This is a genomic window from Paenibacillus crassostreae (assembly GCF_001857945.1).
Taxonomy (GTDB): domain Bacteria; phylum Bacillota; class Bacilli; order Paenibacillales; family Paenibacillaceae; genus Paenibacillus_AQ; species Paenibacillus_AQ crassostreae.
In genome coordinates, this window is sequence record NZ_CP017770.1 from 214,736 (window position 1) to 231,505 (window position 16,770).

Consider the following 16,770-nt stretch of genomic DNA (forward strand, 5'->3'; position numbering starts at 1 on the left):
CTCAATAAATGCACAAAGGCAGAATAGTATCAATGTAACGAAACGTAAAATTCGCAATCTTGGTATATCCATCGGAAGCAATGGTAATTTACATCAGACGAGTATGGCTACCTCCGCGTGGGATTGAAATAACTGATTGGAAGAGCAGCGGTTTTGAGGTAATTAATGAGGTAGATAATGGGAAAGCCGCAAATGTGTGAAGATATAAAAGGAAAAGGTGGTTATCTAGTGGATTATCATGTTGCAATTCAAGGAAGCGATCAAGCACCGGGTACGGAGGCACAACCTTTCCGTACTATTTCCCGCGCTGCGGCTATAGCGGATCCGGGAGATATCATAACCGTGCATGCCGGTGTTTACAGGGAATGGGTCAACCCGGCCAATGGAGGCACAAAGGAACAGAGGATTGTATATCAGTCTGCCGGGGATGGAGAAGTGGTTATTACGGGTGCTGAACCTGTGGCTGACTGGAAAGACGAAGGGGATGGTGTCTGGAAGGCGGAGGTGCCAAACAGCCTGTTTGTCATCCGCAACCCCTATCAGACTAAATTGTACGGTGATTGGTTGTTCGAGGGTGAATTCGAGCCGCATCTAGGGGACGTGTATCTTGACGGAAAATCCCTGTATGAATGTGATAGCGTTAACAAACTGCACAATCCCCAGATTTGGCCGCAGGCTAAGTATGCGGATGACTCCTTGATGCAATGGTATGCGGAAGTAAGCTCAACTACCACAACCATATGGGCGAACTTCGGAGGCAAGGACCCCCGCCAAGAGAATGTGGAAATCAATGTGCTCCCTTATTGTTTCTGGCCTGAGAAGACCGGCCGTAACTATATTACCGTCAGGGGCTTTACGCTCCGGCAGGCATCTCCCCAGTGGGCTCCGCCAACGGCTTTGCAGGAAGGGCTTATAGGTCCCCATTGGAGTAAAGGCTGGATTATAGAGAATAACCTGATCAACGAGTCCAAATGTACAGGTATCAGCCTGGGCAAAGAAATAACTACCGGGCAGAACGAATTCTCGGACAAACGCAGCAAAGGCGGAACGCAACGGGAGCAAGAGGTTATTTTCCGTGCATTACGCATGGATTGGCATAAGGATCATATCGGAAGCCATATTGTCCGCAATAACGTAATTCATGATTGTGAACAGGCTGGAATCGTCGGACATTTAGGTGCTGCTTTTAGCCAGATCTACGATAACCGCATTTATAATATTCACCACAAGCGCATCTTCCACGGCGCAGAAGTGGGGGGAATTAAACTCCACGCCTCACTGGATACCCAGATTTGTGGGAATGTCATCTATAGCTCCTACCGGGCACTTTGGCTGGATTGGCAGGCACAAGGCACCCGCATCAGCCGAAATATCTTTTATGACAATTTGTCCGAGGATCTCTTTGTAGAGGTATGTCACGGCCCTTATATGGTGGATCATAACCTGTTCCTATCGCCTATGAACTTCCGCAATATGGCCCAAGGCGGTGCGTTTGTTCACAATCTGTTTACCGGAAGATTTGTGGTGCGCTCCGAGCTTACCCGCTATACTCCCTACCATATGCCTCATGAGACGGCAGTTGCCGGTTACAGCAATATCACGGGCGGAGACGACAGGTATTACAATAACATATTTATAGGTGATAACGATCCGAGTAAAGACCCGTTGCCTATGACCTTTTTCGAGCACCTTCCGCTCACTCCAAGGGAGGATATGCATTACGGCGGTGCCGCGGTGATGGATGGTGTACCGGACAACTCCCGATGTTACCTTCATCCTGCCGGACTGGGCGGCTACAACGATTACCCGAGTACTTATCAAAAGCAGTGGTGGGAATATACCAAGGAAGAAATTGCGGCTTTAAAGGAATCCGGTAAGCCGTTTCAGCCCGATAAGATGGCACTCCCCGTTACGATACAGGGCAATCTGTATTTGAAAGGCGCGGTGCCTAGTACTCATGATTTAAATGCAAAGGCTTATGTCGACAACGGGATCGAGATCGAAATCGATCTGGCTGCTTGCAAGGTACAGGTACATGTTCATAACCCTGAATTAATGCGTGCTGCAGCGCCTACGGTAGTCACAACTGAACTTCTCGGCAAAAGCTATCACGCTGAGATGTACTATGAGGAACCGGATGGATCTTCATATCGATTCGACCACGACTTCTTTCATAAGCTGCGACCGGAAAAAAATGTAACACCCGGACCGTTTGAACTATTTGACAACAGTCCGGTTGAGATAGTTCTGTAAATCGAATAAATATAGAAATACAGTATCTTGAATCTGCTGCTGAATGGAAACGGTGGTTTGCCTATATAACATATTTGAGAAAAGCTTGTTGTATTAGGCTTTTCTTTTTTTATGCAAGTATATGTGTCTCAATCAAAGTGCACAAAGATGCTAGACAGTATCTCTATTCCAAGCGAAACGAATGATTTATCCATCTTTTACGGTACTGGTGGGGCGTGACATCCATTTGTTCTTTAAATAGTTTGCAAAAATACGATACATTCGTCAAGCCTACCTCCTCAGCAATGAACGAGATGGGCTTGTTTGTCGTAGTTATTAAGCGAACAGACTGATGAATCCTGCGAGCAGCGATATATTGAGAAATGCTGACACCAGTTGCTTCTTTAAATAAATGAGAAAGGTGATAAGAAGAAAGGTGCAGTGATTGAGCCAAATCGTCTAACCGATAGGGAACATGATAGTTTTTTTCGATCCACTCTAGTATTCGTTCTACCTGGTGGCTTTTGCGTCCTACGGTAGAAACCGTCAATTGCCCCTCCAGCTCATCCCACAATGGCTTAAGCGTATGAAAGACATTTATAAGAAACAGTGAAACTTCTTCCGCACGGTTTGTTTCGTTCAAATAAGGTATGCGTTCCACAAAGGTTTTAAACAGGTGAACCAGGATATGTTGGTCATTGAGACCATACAGACAAGGGGAGGACAGATTCCCTAGATAGATATGCCTAAAGTAAGTATGGAGGATGGGCCACTTCTCGAAATAGGCTTCAAACATCGAGGGTTCAAAAATAGCCAAAGATCGTTCAAAACATGGGTTGTTCGAGTAGTCTAATTTAAGATGGTGAAGCTGATAGGGTTGAAAAATACAAAGCATACCCGGCTTAATCTCATAGCTTCGGTTGTTAACGATCATCGTTCCGGAACCTTGGTGGATCAACAGGAACTCGATACCTAGGTGGGAATGGAATGTTTCAATATGTTCTTTGTTTTCGCTTTTGCGTCTATAGGCGAAATGAATAGAGTTTTCATTGAAATTATATAGATCATATCGCAAACGGATCACCTCACCATGTTAGAATCTATTATAATTTTTTACTATAACCTGGAAACGGATAAACAGCAATACAACGTTATTTTTACCACATTACAGGAGCACAATGAAACTTCTTCCTAAGATAATATTGATTAAGGACATCAATAAGGTAAGAGGAGGGATTGACCATGCTAAAGGTTGCGATCATTGGAACAGGAGCCATCTCCATCACGCATATCAAAAGTTATTTAAAATTCAAGGAACGATGCGAGATTGTGGCTTTGTGTGATTTATATCCCGACAAAGCCGAAGCGAAGAAAATCGAATTCGGACTGGACGCTAAAGTTGTTAATGATTATAAAGAGCTTCTTCATGAGGAGATTGATCTCATTTCCATTTGTTTACCTCCGTATGCGCATGCTCCGATCGCGGTAGATTTTCTGAATGCGGGAAGCCATGTATTAGTGGAGAAGCCGATGGCATCCTCGCTCGAGGAATGCGACCTGATGATCGAAGCGGCGCTAAGGAGCGGGAAGGTGCTGTCAGTCGTAGCACAAAACAGGTTTACGAATCCAATCATGAAGCTGAAAAAGATGCTGGACACCAGACTCGCAGGCCCGATCCTCCATGCTCAGGTCGATTCCTTCTGGTGGCGTGGCCATAGCTATTATGATCTTTGGTGGCGTGGTACCTGGGAGAAGGAAGGTGGGGGGTGTACACTCAACCATGCCGTTCATCATATTGACGCATTGCTCTGGATGATGGGACGTCCTGAACAGGTGCAAGCCTTCATGAGCAATGTAGCACACGACAATGCAGAAGTAGAAGATCTGTCTATTGCAATGCTTCGTTATGCTAATGGGGCATTGGGACAGATTACGAGTTCGGTAGTGCATCATGGTGAGGAGCAACAATTCATTTTTCAAGGACAGCATGCCCGAATCTCAGCTCCTTGGAAATTTACTGCCTCTTCATCTAAATCGAATGGTTTTCCGGAAAAGAATGCCCAACTGGAAGAGCAGCTTCAACAGGCATACGATAGCCTACCGAACTTGCCATACGAGGGACATGCTGCTCAAATCGACAATGTCATGTACGCCATTGAGTCTGGAGAACCGCCATTGATTGACGGAATTAGTGGCCGAACAACTTTGGAAATGATCATGGCGATCTATAAGTCTGCCAGTACAGGTGAGAATGTCAGTCTTCCGCTGGTCGCCGGTGATCCGTTTTATACGAAAGCAGGCGTTCAACAGCATGCCATTCATTTTTACGAGAAAAGTGGACACGTTGAAAATTTCTCTGATCAACAGATCACGATCGATACAACTCAGGAATAAACAATCCTAATTTGAGGTGAATTATGAATAGTAAAGATGGAATGAACTATGCACCCGTTGGAAAACCGTCTCCTGTAGTCAACCCCGGCGAATTCGTCATAGCGGCCATTGCTCTTGATCACGGTCATATTTATGGCATGGTAAACGGGTTGCTAGAAGCAGGCGCTAATATCAAGTGGGTATATGACCGAGACCAAAAGAGAGCAGAGAACTTTAAGAGTAAGTATCCGCAAGTTCAAATTGCTTCTTCAGAAGAGGAAGTGCTGGCAGATCCAGAAGTTCAATTGGTCGCCGGTGCGGCCATTACTTCTCAGCGCTGTGCACTAGGACTACGTGTCATGGACGCGGGAAAGGATTATTTTACGGACAAAGCACCATTTACAACGCTGGAACAGCTGGAGCTGGCCCGTGCAAAGGTAATCGAAACAGGTAAAAAGTACATGGTGTATTACAGTGAGAGAATTCATGTCGAAGCTGCTGTATATGCGGGTCAACTGATCGACAGTGGGGCAATCGGAAGGGTCGTGCAGGTTACCGGCTTCGGACCGCATCGCTTGAACGCATCCGCACGTCCGGAATGGTTCTTCCAAAAGGAACATTATGGCGGTATTCTCTGCGATATTGGAAGTCATCAAATCGAGCAATTCCTGTATTATGCCGACTGCAAGAACGCCGAAGTGATGCACAGTAAAATCGCCAATTATAGCTGCCCTGAATATCCGGGACTTGACGATTTCGGCGATGCGACGCTACTAGGGGATAATGGTGCCACGAACTATTTTCGGGTGGACTGGTTGACGCCGGATGGTTTGAGCACTTGGGGAGACGGACGGACGCTTATTCTGGGAACGAAAGGCTACATAGAACTCAGAAAGTATGTTGATATCGGCCGAGACCGCTCAGGTGATCATGTCTACTTGGTCAACCAAGAGGGAGAATATCATTTCGAAGTAAGTGGGAAGGTCGGTTATCCATTCTTTGGTGAACTGATTTTGGACTGCTTGAATCGGACTGAAAATGCAATGACACAAAATCACGCTTTCCTGGCAGCGGAGTTATGCCTGATCGCTCAAAAAAGCGCATTTATCATTCAATAGTCAATGGTCTGTAACTGAAAACTTATATCGAGTTCGTAGGCCGATGTTCTATCCAACTGGATATATATAACATTTGCTAATATTCATTCCTTTTGAATAATTTAAAATGCCCAACAATTACTGATAAGTGAAGCAGATAGTTACGTCCTGATTGGATGTGTGTCTCTTATCAATTGTCGGGCTTTTATGCTGCTAATTACTGAATCGTATGGTTGGTATAGATTGATTAAATGGATAAATTACGATTTGAATTAACAAGTGTTTTTAGTTTGACGTTAGCATATTGGGAAGAAGATAGGAGCGTTGCGCACATGAAGAGGAAAAATTGGTTCTATCGCATGATGCTTTCGTATACTCCGATTTTCTTTGTGGTCATATCCTCAATCATATTTATTTTTTTTCTTGTGCTCAATAATACGGCAGAGAATAAGTATAGGGAGACCACAGAAGCCATCTTAGAACGGGTGGTCCATAATACGGATGTTCACTTCATGTTGATTGAGCGTAATGTTGTAAGTCAATTACTGAAGGACCGCACTATCCAATCCTTTTTTTCAGAAGGAAATAAATCCGCGTATCAATATTATGATATACAAAACAAATTAATTGAATTAAAGTCGACGTTCCCCTTTCAAAATACGATATACCTCTACAATGAAGCAGATGAACGAATCGTTTCTGATTCTGGTTCCTATTCTATCCAAAAATTTGGTGATCGAGAATTTCTCCAGACTAATTACGCGCTGGAAGAGCCAAGCGGTTGGAATAATCCCCGACCGTTTACACAAATGACCTTGGATGATAACCAACAGCATGTCGTTTCACTTGTGAAATATTACTATGATGGCGATAACAAAGTAGGAGCAGTCGCCGTAAACGTGTATTTAAGCTATTTTATCGATTACCTTAACAGTTTTAATGAAAGCGGCATCAATGTTATACAGTTAGCAGATGCCACATTTCACGAACCTTCCTATCAAGAGCCCAATTCTCCAGTTATTGTAGTTAGTTCTGATTACACGGGGTGGGAATATGCGGCAAGCGGCGTGGTTCAGAAGAGTTATAATGTGCTTTCTCACTTCTCTAAGGTATGGATGATTATTGTTGTAATGATCATTGTTATTGCCCTAATCGGGTTTACTTTGGTAACTCATATGCATTATAAGCCGATTGAGTCCATTCTGGAGAAGGTAGGTCATTTCTCTACACGGAAGAGTGAAGATTTAGGGATTAGAAAAACGAGAAAACAGAATGAGTTCGCGTTCATTGAGATGGCACTGGACCAGTTGATCAAGAAGTCACTCGACTACGAAAATCTGTTTAAGGAAGACAGCATGCTCAGAAAGCAAAAATTACTCCATGACCTTCTGTCAGGACATCAGGTGTTGTCGCAGGAACAGTTCAAGAACCAGCTTTCCGCTTGGAATGTATCGATTCAGTATGACCGGCTTAGTGTGATCGTTGCCGAAATCGATGATTATTCGGGCTTCACACAAAAGTATAAGCTTAGTGATCAACATTTACTTAAATTTATTGTAGAGAATGCCTTTCATGAACTGGGACATCAGAACAATATTTTCGTATGGCATGCCTGGATGGAGCCTGAGCGTATTGCATTTGTCACCCATCATCTGAAATCCGGATTTCATCACACCACAACAATAACAGAATTAGCCGAAGAACTGCAGAGATGGGTTCAGCTTAACCTGGAGTTAACCATTAGTATTGGAGTGGGGGCAGACTCAGATTCCATTATCAGTATCACAGAATCATATCAGAACGCAAAAGAAAATGTCTCCCTAAAAACCATTTTTGGTACCAACACCATCATTGACAACCGGAGAACCGCTGGAAAGTTAAGCCTGGACAGCTATGCCTACCTGCAAGTGCTGGAAAGCGCAGCTCAGTCCTTCCGCATGAATGAAAGTGATTGGAGAGAAAAACTGACGCATATTTTCAATAAGCTTCGGGAGATGCGGTTCGGGAAGTCTGATATGAATGTTTTCGTTTATAACTTCTTGATCCAGATCGAAAAGGTAATTGCTACCCTGTCCCCGGCTATTCAGGAAGGATGGAAAAACGACTACCAGCACTTAATTGTAGAATTGACGGATCGAATTGAAACGTTGGATAAGCTTGAAGAGAAGCTCATGACCTTGATGTCGGAATTCGAGGCCTTCGTGGATCTGGACCGACAAGCACGGAGACATCATAGCCTTGCTCTTCAGGCGAAATCCTATATTGATGCGAATTATGCCAATCCTGACTTATCCCTGACACGCGTAAGCGAATATCTCAATCTGCAACCCAGCACATTAAGTCAATTATTCAAGGAGGAGCTGGGCGGCAAATTTATAGATTAAGTTCTTAAGGTGAGATTGGAGCATGCCAAACACCTGCTAAAAGAGACAGATAATTCGATCCAATCCATTGCTGAACAAATTGGGTATTTGAATGTCATCTCTTTCTACCGTGTATTTAAGAAGGTTCAAGACGTGCCGCCAGGAGAATATCGAAATATGTACCGTGCCAGTCCGGACACTTAAATAATCATGGAGCGAGGAGCGGATGATCTTGATTGTCAGATATACCAAGTATCTCTTCATTGGATTGCTCATGTTACTGATGGGTTGCAGCGAACAGCTGGAGGCGGATCATGATGTTGTCAATCCTTTTGGAGATGAGAAGATGACAACATTAAGGATTGCGTTATTCGATAGGAATAATAAACCGAGCGATGCTCCTGAAATAACGAATAATTTCATGACACAATACATACAGGAGCAATTCGGAGATCCTAATCGAATTAAGATCGAATTCGTGACGATTCCCAGGTCGGAGGAAGTAGAGAAGCTGAATATTCTTATTAAGGCGAATCAGGCACCGGATATCGTCTTTACTTATCTAGAACCTGTCGTTGCAAATCTAGTATCCCGTGGTGCATTAACGGATCTGACCTCTTTACTTAATGAATATGGAGATGATCTCAAGCAGGTGCTGGGAGAAGAAGTTTTACAATATGGGGTATTTGAAGGGAAACAGTACGCTATTCCAGCCAAAAGAATATTACGGGCCCAAAGCACGACCCTGATCCGTGAGGATTGGCTTCAGGAAGTGGGACTACCGTTACCTGAAACAACAGAGGAGTTTTATACTGCCCTTAACGCGTTTAAGGAGAAGATGCCGGGAAAAGCGGGAGAGGAGGTTATCCCATACAGTCTCATTGATTATTACCATATGCTTCACCTGCAATATTCCTTTTGGGATTGGGACCACATTACGGAAGAAGACTTGTATGCGAATCCAAGATGGGTGATGCCTGGGAATAAGGATGCCTTCAGGTTCCTCAATCAGCTGTACCATGAAGGGCTGATCGATCCTAATTTTGCTTTTGATCGGGACATGAAAAAGTACAAAGAGGATTTCACTTACGGACGAATCGGAGCCACCACACCGAATACCATTGAGCCTGTATATATGGGTCATCTGGCAGAACTGAAGAAGCATGAACCTTCAGCTGTCTTCACACCGATTGATCCGTTTACTAGCAAAAATGGACAGCATCCTAAACCGATTAATGAAGTGAATGGCATGTACATCATGGTACCGAAGATCAGTAAACATGCGGAAGAGGCTGTGAAATATTTGAACTGGATGGCGAATCCCGAACATTATATTCCCTTGCAGAACGGAATTGAAGGATTAACCTATGAAATGAAGGATGGAATACCCGTCACGCTTGAGAACGAAGATACGAAACGTATGATGTACAATTACTTTGATTACTGTATCATTTTCAACGGGAAATTTATTAGTCCTGTGAATGAGGAACTTAATATTAATGCTAATACGTATAATCCACAATATAGTCAATTTACAATGAAAAGCATTGAGTATGGGATGAAGGATGGAATAGAACTTCCGCGTATTCGAACCGTTATTGAATCTGAGATTAAATATATGGATGTCTTAACGGAAAAGTATGATGAGGTTTTCGTAAAAGTGGTCACAGCCCAACCGGAACAATTTGATGCTGTATATGATAAGGAAGTTGAAGATTATATGTCCATGGGCGGAGAGCAAGTCATGATTGAGAAACGTACCGCTTATCGTGCAGAACAATAACTATATCTTTTTTCGTCCCATTACGGTGGGGCGTTTTTTTGTTTTTTAAGGCTGCGTCCGTAATCTTTACGGCTGTTAACAAATAATGAATACCTCATAAAAAAAGATAGTTCTATTCGCCAAGGGATGCGAAGACTTAAAAAAGAGTGAAGTAATCCAAAAACAAAAAGAGTAATCAGAAAAAATCAAGAGAATATTCAAAAACATAAGCGGTATTGTACTGTGGAGACATATAAAAGTCGATCACGCTTCTTGCTTGTAGTTAAGATGCTGTCGCTCTGGATCGAACTTGGAAAGGATATGAGGTTTATGCAAATTAGTACGCGTCAACAAAACAGGCTGTTTACGGCCAACCGAAGGCGGATAGCAGCTGTAAAACGTCAATGGCCATTGTATATCTTCATGTTAGCTCCAATGGCATTCTTCATTATCTTTAAGTACCTCCCCATGGCAGGGGTGGTGGTCGCTTTTAAGGACTATAACATCTTTAAGGGCGTCATTGGGAGTGAATGGATCGGGCTGGATGTGTTTCGAGAGATTTTTGCCCAACCGCAGTTCTATAAAGCGCTTCGTAATACGCTCATGTTAAATGTGATCTCATTGCTGACATTTCCAGTCCCGATCATTTTGGCGATCCTGCTGAATGAGCTGCGCATGAAATGGTTCAAACGACTTAGCCAAACGCTCTTGTATCTGCCTCATTTTATTTCCTGGGTTATTGTTGGTGGTATGGCAATCCGATTATTGGCCACGAATACAGGAAGTGTGAATGAATTCATTACAGGGTTAGGCGGAACACCTATTCCGTTTCTAGAGGACTCGTTACATTGGATAGCTACATATGTAGGAATTGGTGTATGGCGTCATGCAGGCTGGGGGATGATTCTCTATTTGGCAGCGCTTACCGGAATCAATAAAGAGCTATATGAAGCCGCTGATGTGGATGGAGCCAGTCGAATGAGAAAGATTTGGCATATTACACTGCCTGGGATTAAGCCTACGATTGTTGTCTTGTTTATAATCCAGATCGGGCATATGGCTGATATCGGCTTCGAACAGCCTTATGCATTGCAGAACGGATATGTGATGGATGTCGCTCAGGTCATCAGCACCTATGTTTACACAGTTGGAATTCAATCAGCTCAATTTGCTCTCGCTACAGCAGTTGGATTATTCCAATCCGTCGTCGGTGTAATCTTACTACTGTCTGCTGAACTGGTCTCAAGAAAAGTGAACAACCAAGGGATTTTCTAGGAGGTATAGAAGTGCTGCGAAACCCATCCGAAAAATTAACCAACGCCATGATTATGATTATCATTGGAAGCATTGCTCTGTTATGTATCGTTCCGATGATTCATATCTTCGCATTATCCTTCAGCGGCAACAGAGCCCTTATGTCAGGAGAAGTATTCTTGTGGCCAGTCGATTGGAACTTAAATTCTTACAAAGAAATTTTCAGCGATATGGCCATGATCCGCTCGCTTATGCTCACAGTTATTCTTGTTACTGTCTATACAGGTATCGCGCTTGCGATGACCACAATAGCGGCATATGCCTTAAGCCGCAGGGATTTTAAAGGAAAGAATATTATGTTCGGCATGATTATTATCACAATGTTCTTTAATCCGGGGATCATCCCTAACTATTTACTTATGAAAGAGCTTCATTTGTTAGATTCGTTGGCGTCGCTTATTCTACCGATTGCAATTAATGCTTTTCTATTGATCATTATGAAAACATCCTTTTCTCAAATTCCAACTGAATTAGAGGATTCTGCCTGGATGGACGGATGTAACCATTTTCGGTTTCTGATCCAGATCGTTCTTCCGCTGCAAGTACCGATTCTGGTGACCATCGCCCTGTACTCCGCCGTAGACAGGTGGAATATGTTTCAGGATGCATTGTTCTATATCAACAATATTGACCTCTATCCGCTGCAGCTTAAGCTCTATCAACTGGTCATCAACAGTCAAGTCAATGATGCTACAGCACAAGAGGGTTTCAATTCCTCTACACCAATCCCACAGGGATTACAATCAGCCAGTATCGTATTTGCAACCTTACCGATTATTCTGGTGTACCCTTGGGTGCAGAAATATTTCATCTCAGGAAGACTGGTTGGGGCTGTAAAAGGTTAATGAAAGTATTCCTATATTAAAGACGAGAAAAGGGAGGCTAATCACATGCGTAAATCTTTTCGCCAAGTCATGATTACGACGGTAGCTCTTATCATGGTATCTGTACTGGTATTATCAGGCTGTTCAAGTAAACCTCCAACTGAACCGGAAGGCAAACGGATTACTTTAAAAGTAGAACTGTTTGACAGAAACAATACACCTACTGGTGAACCGCCGATCACTGATAACTTCATGACGAAATTCATTCAGGAGAGATTTGGCGACCCTAACAACATTGATGTAGAATTCGTAACAGTTCCACGTGCGGAGGAAGTACAAAAGATGAATGTACTTATGGCTTCTAATTCTGCGCCTGATATCGTCTTCACCTATGATAAACCGACCATTCAGAATTATGTTAATAGTGGAGGTTTGACGGATCTGGGTCCAATCATTGAAGAACATGGACCTAACCTAAAAAAAGTCCTTGGTCCTTCACTGCCTTATGGTGTGTTCGAGGAGAAACAATATGTTATCCCAGCCCTACGGGTCATTCAGTCTCAGACGACAACATTCATCCGCAGGGATTGGTTGGATCAATTAAGTCTGCCGGTTCCTACAACAACAGAGCAGTTTGTGGATACGCTACGAGCATTTAAAGAGAAGGATCCTGGTCAGACTGGCGGGAAAGGCATTCCGCTTGGCTATATTGGCGTGTTCCACACCATGCCTTTAGTCAACTCTTTTTATAAGTGGGATGAACTTACGGAAAGAGATTTATATGCGATTCCACGTTGGAAGATGCCTGGCGCAAAAGACGGGTATAAGCTCTTGAATCAACTGTATCATGAGGGACTTATCGATCCGGACTTTGCACTAGCCAGTGATTTCGGTCAAGAATTTCCGCAGCAGGTTGTAAATAGCATTGTAGGTTCTGCAACCCCTAATACGAATGAACCTGTATACGGTGGTTATTATGAGAATCTGGTTAAGAATAATCCGAATGCAGTACTTGAGCCGATTGATCCTTACTCTACACCGGACGGTAAGCATCCTAAGCCAATTTATGAACCGATCGGAGCCTATATTATGGTTCCTGCCTCAAGCAAGAACGCAGAAGCTGCAGTGAAATACCTAAACTGGATGGCAGACCCGGCAAATATCCTTGTCCTCCAAAATGGTGAAGAAGGGCTGTCCTATAAAATGGATGAGGAGGGGCTACCTGTTTTATTAGATACACCAGAATCTCAGAATTTGCTGTATAACTATTTTGACTATTGTATTATTCTGAACGGTAAATACGTTTCCATCGAAGATCCTGATAAGAATATTGCCGCTAATGCATTTAATCCCGACTTCAAAGACTTCACCGTTAAAAGCATACAAGCGGGTAGCAACGACGGATATACACTGCCTCGTGTAGACATTCCGGTCGAAGCCGAAATCAAATATGCAACTATTCTAACGGAGAAGGATAAAGAAGTGCTGGCAAAGGTTGTTACTTCCAAACCTGAAAATTTCGATTCCGTATACGAAAAAATCGTTCAGGAGTATATGGATATGGGCGGAACAGCCGTGATGGAAGGCAAAATGGCCGCATATGATGAATTTTATAACAAGTAAAGTGGAATAGATAAACATAGGAAGTGGATGCTCTGCAATTTGCTCAGGAGCGCCGTTGTAAGATGACAAGAATATAGTCCGATTAAAATCCGCGTAGATCGCGGTTTTTTTATTTTATCGGAACAGATTCTTGTCATTGTGTATTGTCAAGAACCTGTTCCGATTGCCGTTTGGATGATAATAATTATTTCTTTTAGCTTGAATTCGAGAGAATAAAGTTATATTACATTATTCTGAAATGTGATTTCCCCCTAATAAAAAAGATTGTTACTAACCGGCTTGATAGTACTGAGCGTAGGCTGTATTCCGCTAAGATGGCTTTGATTCGATTTAGGCAATAATTTACCTATTTAAACGATTATGGATATCCACGTTGATGACGGTTTTATGGGAAGACCAAAAGTGAAAACTTAATCGACCTTTTTTTTGCAAATAGACTTGATTTTATATAAAAAAAGTTTTATCATTGACCCATCAACAGTTGATGGGTCAATGAATGAAAGGAGGTCTTTATCATCTCTACATGTCATACAGAAGATTTGCTGTACTTGCTAATGCATTTAAACAAGCATATTGCGACCCGGTTTGAACAATGTGCTGGAGTTAGTCCCAATCGGCTCGAACTCCTTTGCAAATTAACGAGTGGGCAAATAAGTCAGTCGGATCTGCAGAAAGCAGTGTCTATTGATCCAGCTGCGGTGACCCGTCATGTTCAGCAATTGGAAGCAGAAGGGATACTTCTGCGAACTAGGTCTGAGAGCGACAATCGGGTTACCTTAGTTCAGCTAACCGAAGAAGGCAAACATAAAGTAGCGATGTTTAAAGCGGAGAAAGATCGTTTTCTGGAGGAACTGCAGGAAGACCTCACGGAATCAGAACGACTCGGGTTTATTCAAGCTCTACGAAAGCTGAACAGCCAGATTCAACGAATGAAAGAAACAAGTAAGACTAATTAAAGATAGAGATTAGGAGAGAATAACATGACTGAAACAACTCTAAACAATGATTTTAAAGACATTATCACTTCTCGGCACTCTGTGCGTGTGTACGATCCAACGGTCACAATCAGCCGTGTGGAAATGACTGAAATTTTGGAAGAAGCGACTTTGGCCCCGTCATCCGTTAATCTTCAGCCTTGGAGATTTCTTGTCATTGATAGCCCAGAAGGTAAATCGACGCTTGAAGAGCTTGCACCAGGTAACAAAAACCAAGTTACAACCTCCTCTGCAGTCGTTGCCGTTTTCGGAGATATGAACGCATTTGAAAATGCTGACGAAATTATGAGTACTGATGTGGAAAGAGGGTATATGCCGCAAGAGATTAAAGATCAAGTAATGGCTAACTATACTGATCTTTTTGGACGTATACCAGCGCAAGCTTTTCGTGAAATGATTCTTATTGATGGCGGTCTCGTATCCATGCAACTTATGCTTTCTGCTCGTGCCCGTGGATATGATACAAATCCGATTGGCGGATATGACAAATCCCGTATTGCGGAAGCTTTTGGTATGGAGAAGGAACGTTATGTACCGGTTATGCTTATTTCAGTAGGTAAAGCTACTAAAGAGCCACGTAGGACTAGTCGTCTTCCTGTTGACCGTATTGCGGAGTGGAAGTAAGGCTATCTATGATTATTATTCATGCAGAAATGAAAGTTAATCGTGAAGTTGAAGCAGAATTTCTGGATTCCGTACAAGAACTTATTGAATTATCCCGCGCGGAAGCAGGGAATGTGTCGTATAAGCTCCTGCAGGATACAGATAAGGATGACACATATCTCATGGTCGAACAGTGGAAAGACCAAGAAGCAGTAGGAGCTCACAATACAAGTAGCCATTTTCAGGCGTTCGTAGCTAAAGCACCAAAATACTTGACAGCTCCGTTACATGCTCAAGCTTTTATAGGTCAACCCATCGGCAAATAATTAAAATTCTAAAGTATGTTGTTAGAAAAAGTAATGGGATTTAAATGGGAAGCCTTAAAAGAGGATAAACTCTTTTAAGGCTTCTTTAATACCTGATCCGGAGACTGGTTTTCATTGAGTCCATTCTTAGTTAGGATTATTCTGGCAGTAATTGGGATTATTATGGTTATCATCGGCGGTATGCAAGTTGCAAAGCAGAAGAATAAATAGTTGAAAGGATTGAGAGCACAACAATTGATCTTGTTACAATATTGAACATTTATAACCAAGGTATTGAAGACCGCAAAAAATTATTATAATCCCCAAACGGGGATTTTTGAAAGTTGACAAAAATGTTGTCCGATTAATATCTGCGAAAATCGCTTTTTTTTTGTTTTAACGAAATTGGACAAGAACTTGTATAGTTCCCCCTGGCAATATTCAAGGGGATTTAGGTTATAATGACAGATACAGTGCAGAAGAGAATGCAGAGCTTACTTACTTGAACTAGAGGTCGTTTCACTGCATATGATCATAATTTGAATGAGCATTATGATTTATTCATTCTTTACTGATCGTTCTCAATATGTTATATTGACAATGGCAGGAGGGGAATGGAATGGCAAGAAGCAAAGAATTCGATGAGAGCATAGTACTGGATAAGGCGATGAAGCTCTTTTGGGAACAAGGTTATGAGAAGACATCCTTGACTGATCTGGTGGAACATATGGGGATCCATCGTAGAAGTTTGTATGACACGTTTGGCGACAAACATATGCTCTTTCTTAAAGCAATGGATCGTTTTCGTGCTAAAATTAATACGGAACTTACAGGAGTAATTAAACGCTCCGAGACTGCCGAGGAAGCTCTTCAGTTGATTATTAATTTCATGATATATGGTGAAGAAGACTCACCTTCTGGTTGTTTAATGGTGAATTCGGCGGTGGAATTGGCAATGCGCGATGCCGAAGTAGATTCCAAATCCACTGAATCGTTTACACTATCAGAGCAAATGTTTAAGGATATTATTCTGTGGGGGCAGCGGAATGGAGAATTCACCTCAGATTACGATGCCGCAGAGCTAGCGGAGCATATGCATACAGTATGTGTTGGATTGAGGGTAATGACAAGAACCTCCATTGCCAAAGAAAAACTACTCCGTACAGCCAATATATCCATCAAACTTTTATGTAAATAGTTTAATATCTTTAGAATGATTGTTCTTATAGGTGGTAAGTATAAGCTGTTTTGTGAAGCTTACTCCTAAGAGGATAACATT

14 protein-coding genes are annotated in these 16,770 nt (G+C 42.5%); 13 read left to right on the forward strand and 1 reads right to left on the reverse strand.

Annotated features, from left to right (window positions below; translation table 11 throughout):
- Positions 1-177 precede the first annotated feature (177 nt).
- Positions 178-2,253, forward strand: coding sequence for a right-handed parallel beta-helix repeat-containing protein (locus tag LPB68_RS01035; protein WP_068654901.1), 2,076 nt, complete (start codon positions 178-180; stop codon positions 2,251-2,253).
- A gap of 163 nt (positions 2,254-2,416) precedes the next feature.
- Here the strand turns inward: LPB68_RS01035 and LPB68_RS01040 are convergent, their stop codons facing one another.
- Positions 2,417-3,316, reverse strand: coding sequence for an AraC family transcriptional regulator (locus LPB68_RS01040; protein WP_232510140.1), 900 nt, complete (start codon positions 3,314-3,316; stop codon positions 2,417-2,419).
- 158 nt (positions 3,317-3,474) lie between these two features.
- On the opposite strand from LPB68_RS01040, the gene LPB68_RS01045 reads away from it, so the two are divergent.
- The 12 genes from LPB68_RS01045 (at position 3,475) to LPB68_RS01095 (ending at position 16,689) form a co-directional block, all read left to right on the forward strand.
- The gene (locus tag LPB68_RS01045; RefSeq protein WP_068654897.1) at positions 3,475-4,626 is read left to right on the forward strand and encodes a Gfo/Idh/MocA family protein; all 1,152 of its coding nucleotides are present in this window, start codon (positions 3,475-3,477) and stop codon (positions 4,624-4,626) included.
- A gap of 23 nt (positions 4,627-4,649) precedes the next feature.
- A complete protein-coding gene (locus tag LPB68_RS01050; protein WP_068654895.1) occupies positions 4,650-5,723 on the forward strand; it encodes a Gfo/Idh/MocA family protein in 1,074 nt (357 codons plus the stop codon).
- Between the two features lie 311 nt (positions 5,724-6,034).
- Positions 6,035-8,086, forward strand: a complete 2,052-nt coding sequence (locus tag LPB68_RS01055; RefSeq protein WP_232510139.1) for a cache domain-containing protein — start codon at positions 6,035-6,037, stop codon at positions 8,084-8,086.
- Between the two features lie 15 nt (positions 8,087-8,101).
- On the forward strand, positions 8,102-8,269 hold the full coding sequence (locus tag LPB68_RS23265; protein ID WP_232510138.1) for a helix-turn-helix domain-containing protein: 168 nt from the start codon (positions 8,102-8,104) through the stop codon (positions 8,267-8,269).
- 22 nt (positions 8,270-8,291) lie between these two features.
- The gene (locus tag LPB68_RS01060) at positions 8,292-9,848 is read left to right on the forward strand and encodes an extracellular solute-binding protein (protein WP_068654893.1); all 1,557 of its coding nucleotides are present in this window, start codon (positions 8,292-8,294) and stop codon (positions 9,846-9,848) included.
- 309 nt (positions 9,849-10,157) lie between these two features.
- Entirely contained in the window at positions 10,158-11,102 is a 945-nt protein-coding gene (locus LPB68_RS01065; RefSeq protein WP_068654891.1) for an ABC transporter permease, read from the forward strand.
- Positions 11,103-11,113: 11 nt separating this feature from the next.
- Positions 11,114-11,986, forward strand: a complete 873-nt coding sequence (locus tag LPB68_RS01070; protein WP_082865559.1) for a carbohydrate ABC transporter permease — start codon at positions 11,114-11,116, stop codon at positions 11,984-11,986.
- 45 nt (positions 11,987-12,031) lie between these two features.
- Entirely contained in the window at positions 12,032-13,588 is a 1,557-nt protein-coding gene (locus LPB68_RS01075; protein ID WP_068654889.1) for an extracellular solute-binding protein, read from the forward strand.
- Positions 13,589-14,142: 554 nt separating this feature from the next.
- The gene (locus LPB68_RS01080) at positions 14,143-14,544 is read left to right on the forward strand and encodes a MarR family winged helix-turn-helix transcriptional regulator (RefSeq protein ID WP_068656579.1); all 402 of its coding nucleotides are present in this window, start codon (positions 14,143-14,145) and stop codon (positions 14,542-14,544) included.
- Between the two features lie 24 nt (positions 14,545-14,568).
- Positions 14,569-15,207 carry a nitroreductase family protein gene (locus tag LPB68_RS01085; protein WP_068654887.1) on the forward strand — a complete coding sequence of 213 codons (639 nt, stop codon included), beginning with the start codon at positions 14,569-14,571 and terminating at the stop codon, positions 15,205-15,207.
- Positions 15,208-15,215: 8 nt separating this feature from the next.
- Complete coding sequence (locus tag LPB68_RS01090) at positions 15,216-15,512, forward strand: putative quinol monooxygenase (RefSeq protein WP_068654885.1); 297 nt, start codon at positions 15,216-15,218, stop codon at positions 15,510-15,512.
- A gap of 598 nt (positions 15,513-16,110) precedes the next feature.
- Positions 16,111-16,689, forward strand: a complete 579-nt coding sequence (locus LPB68_RS01095; RefSeq protein WP_068654883.1) for a TetR/AcrR family transcriptional regulator — start codon at positions 16,111-16,113, stop codon at positions 16,687-16,689.
- Positions 16,690-16,770 lie beyond the last annotated feature (81 nt).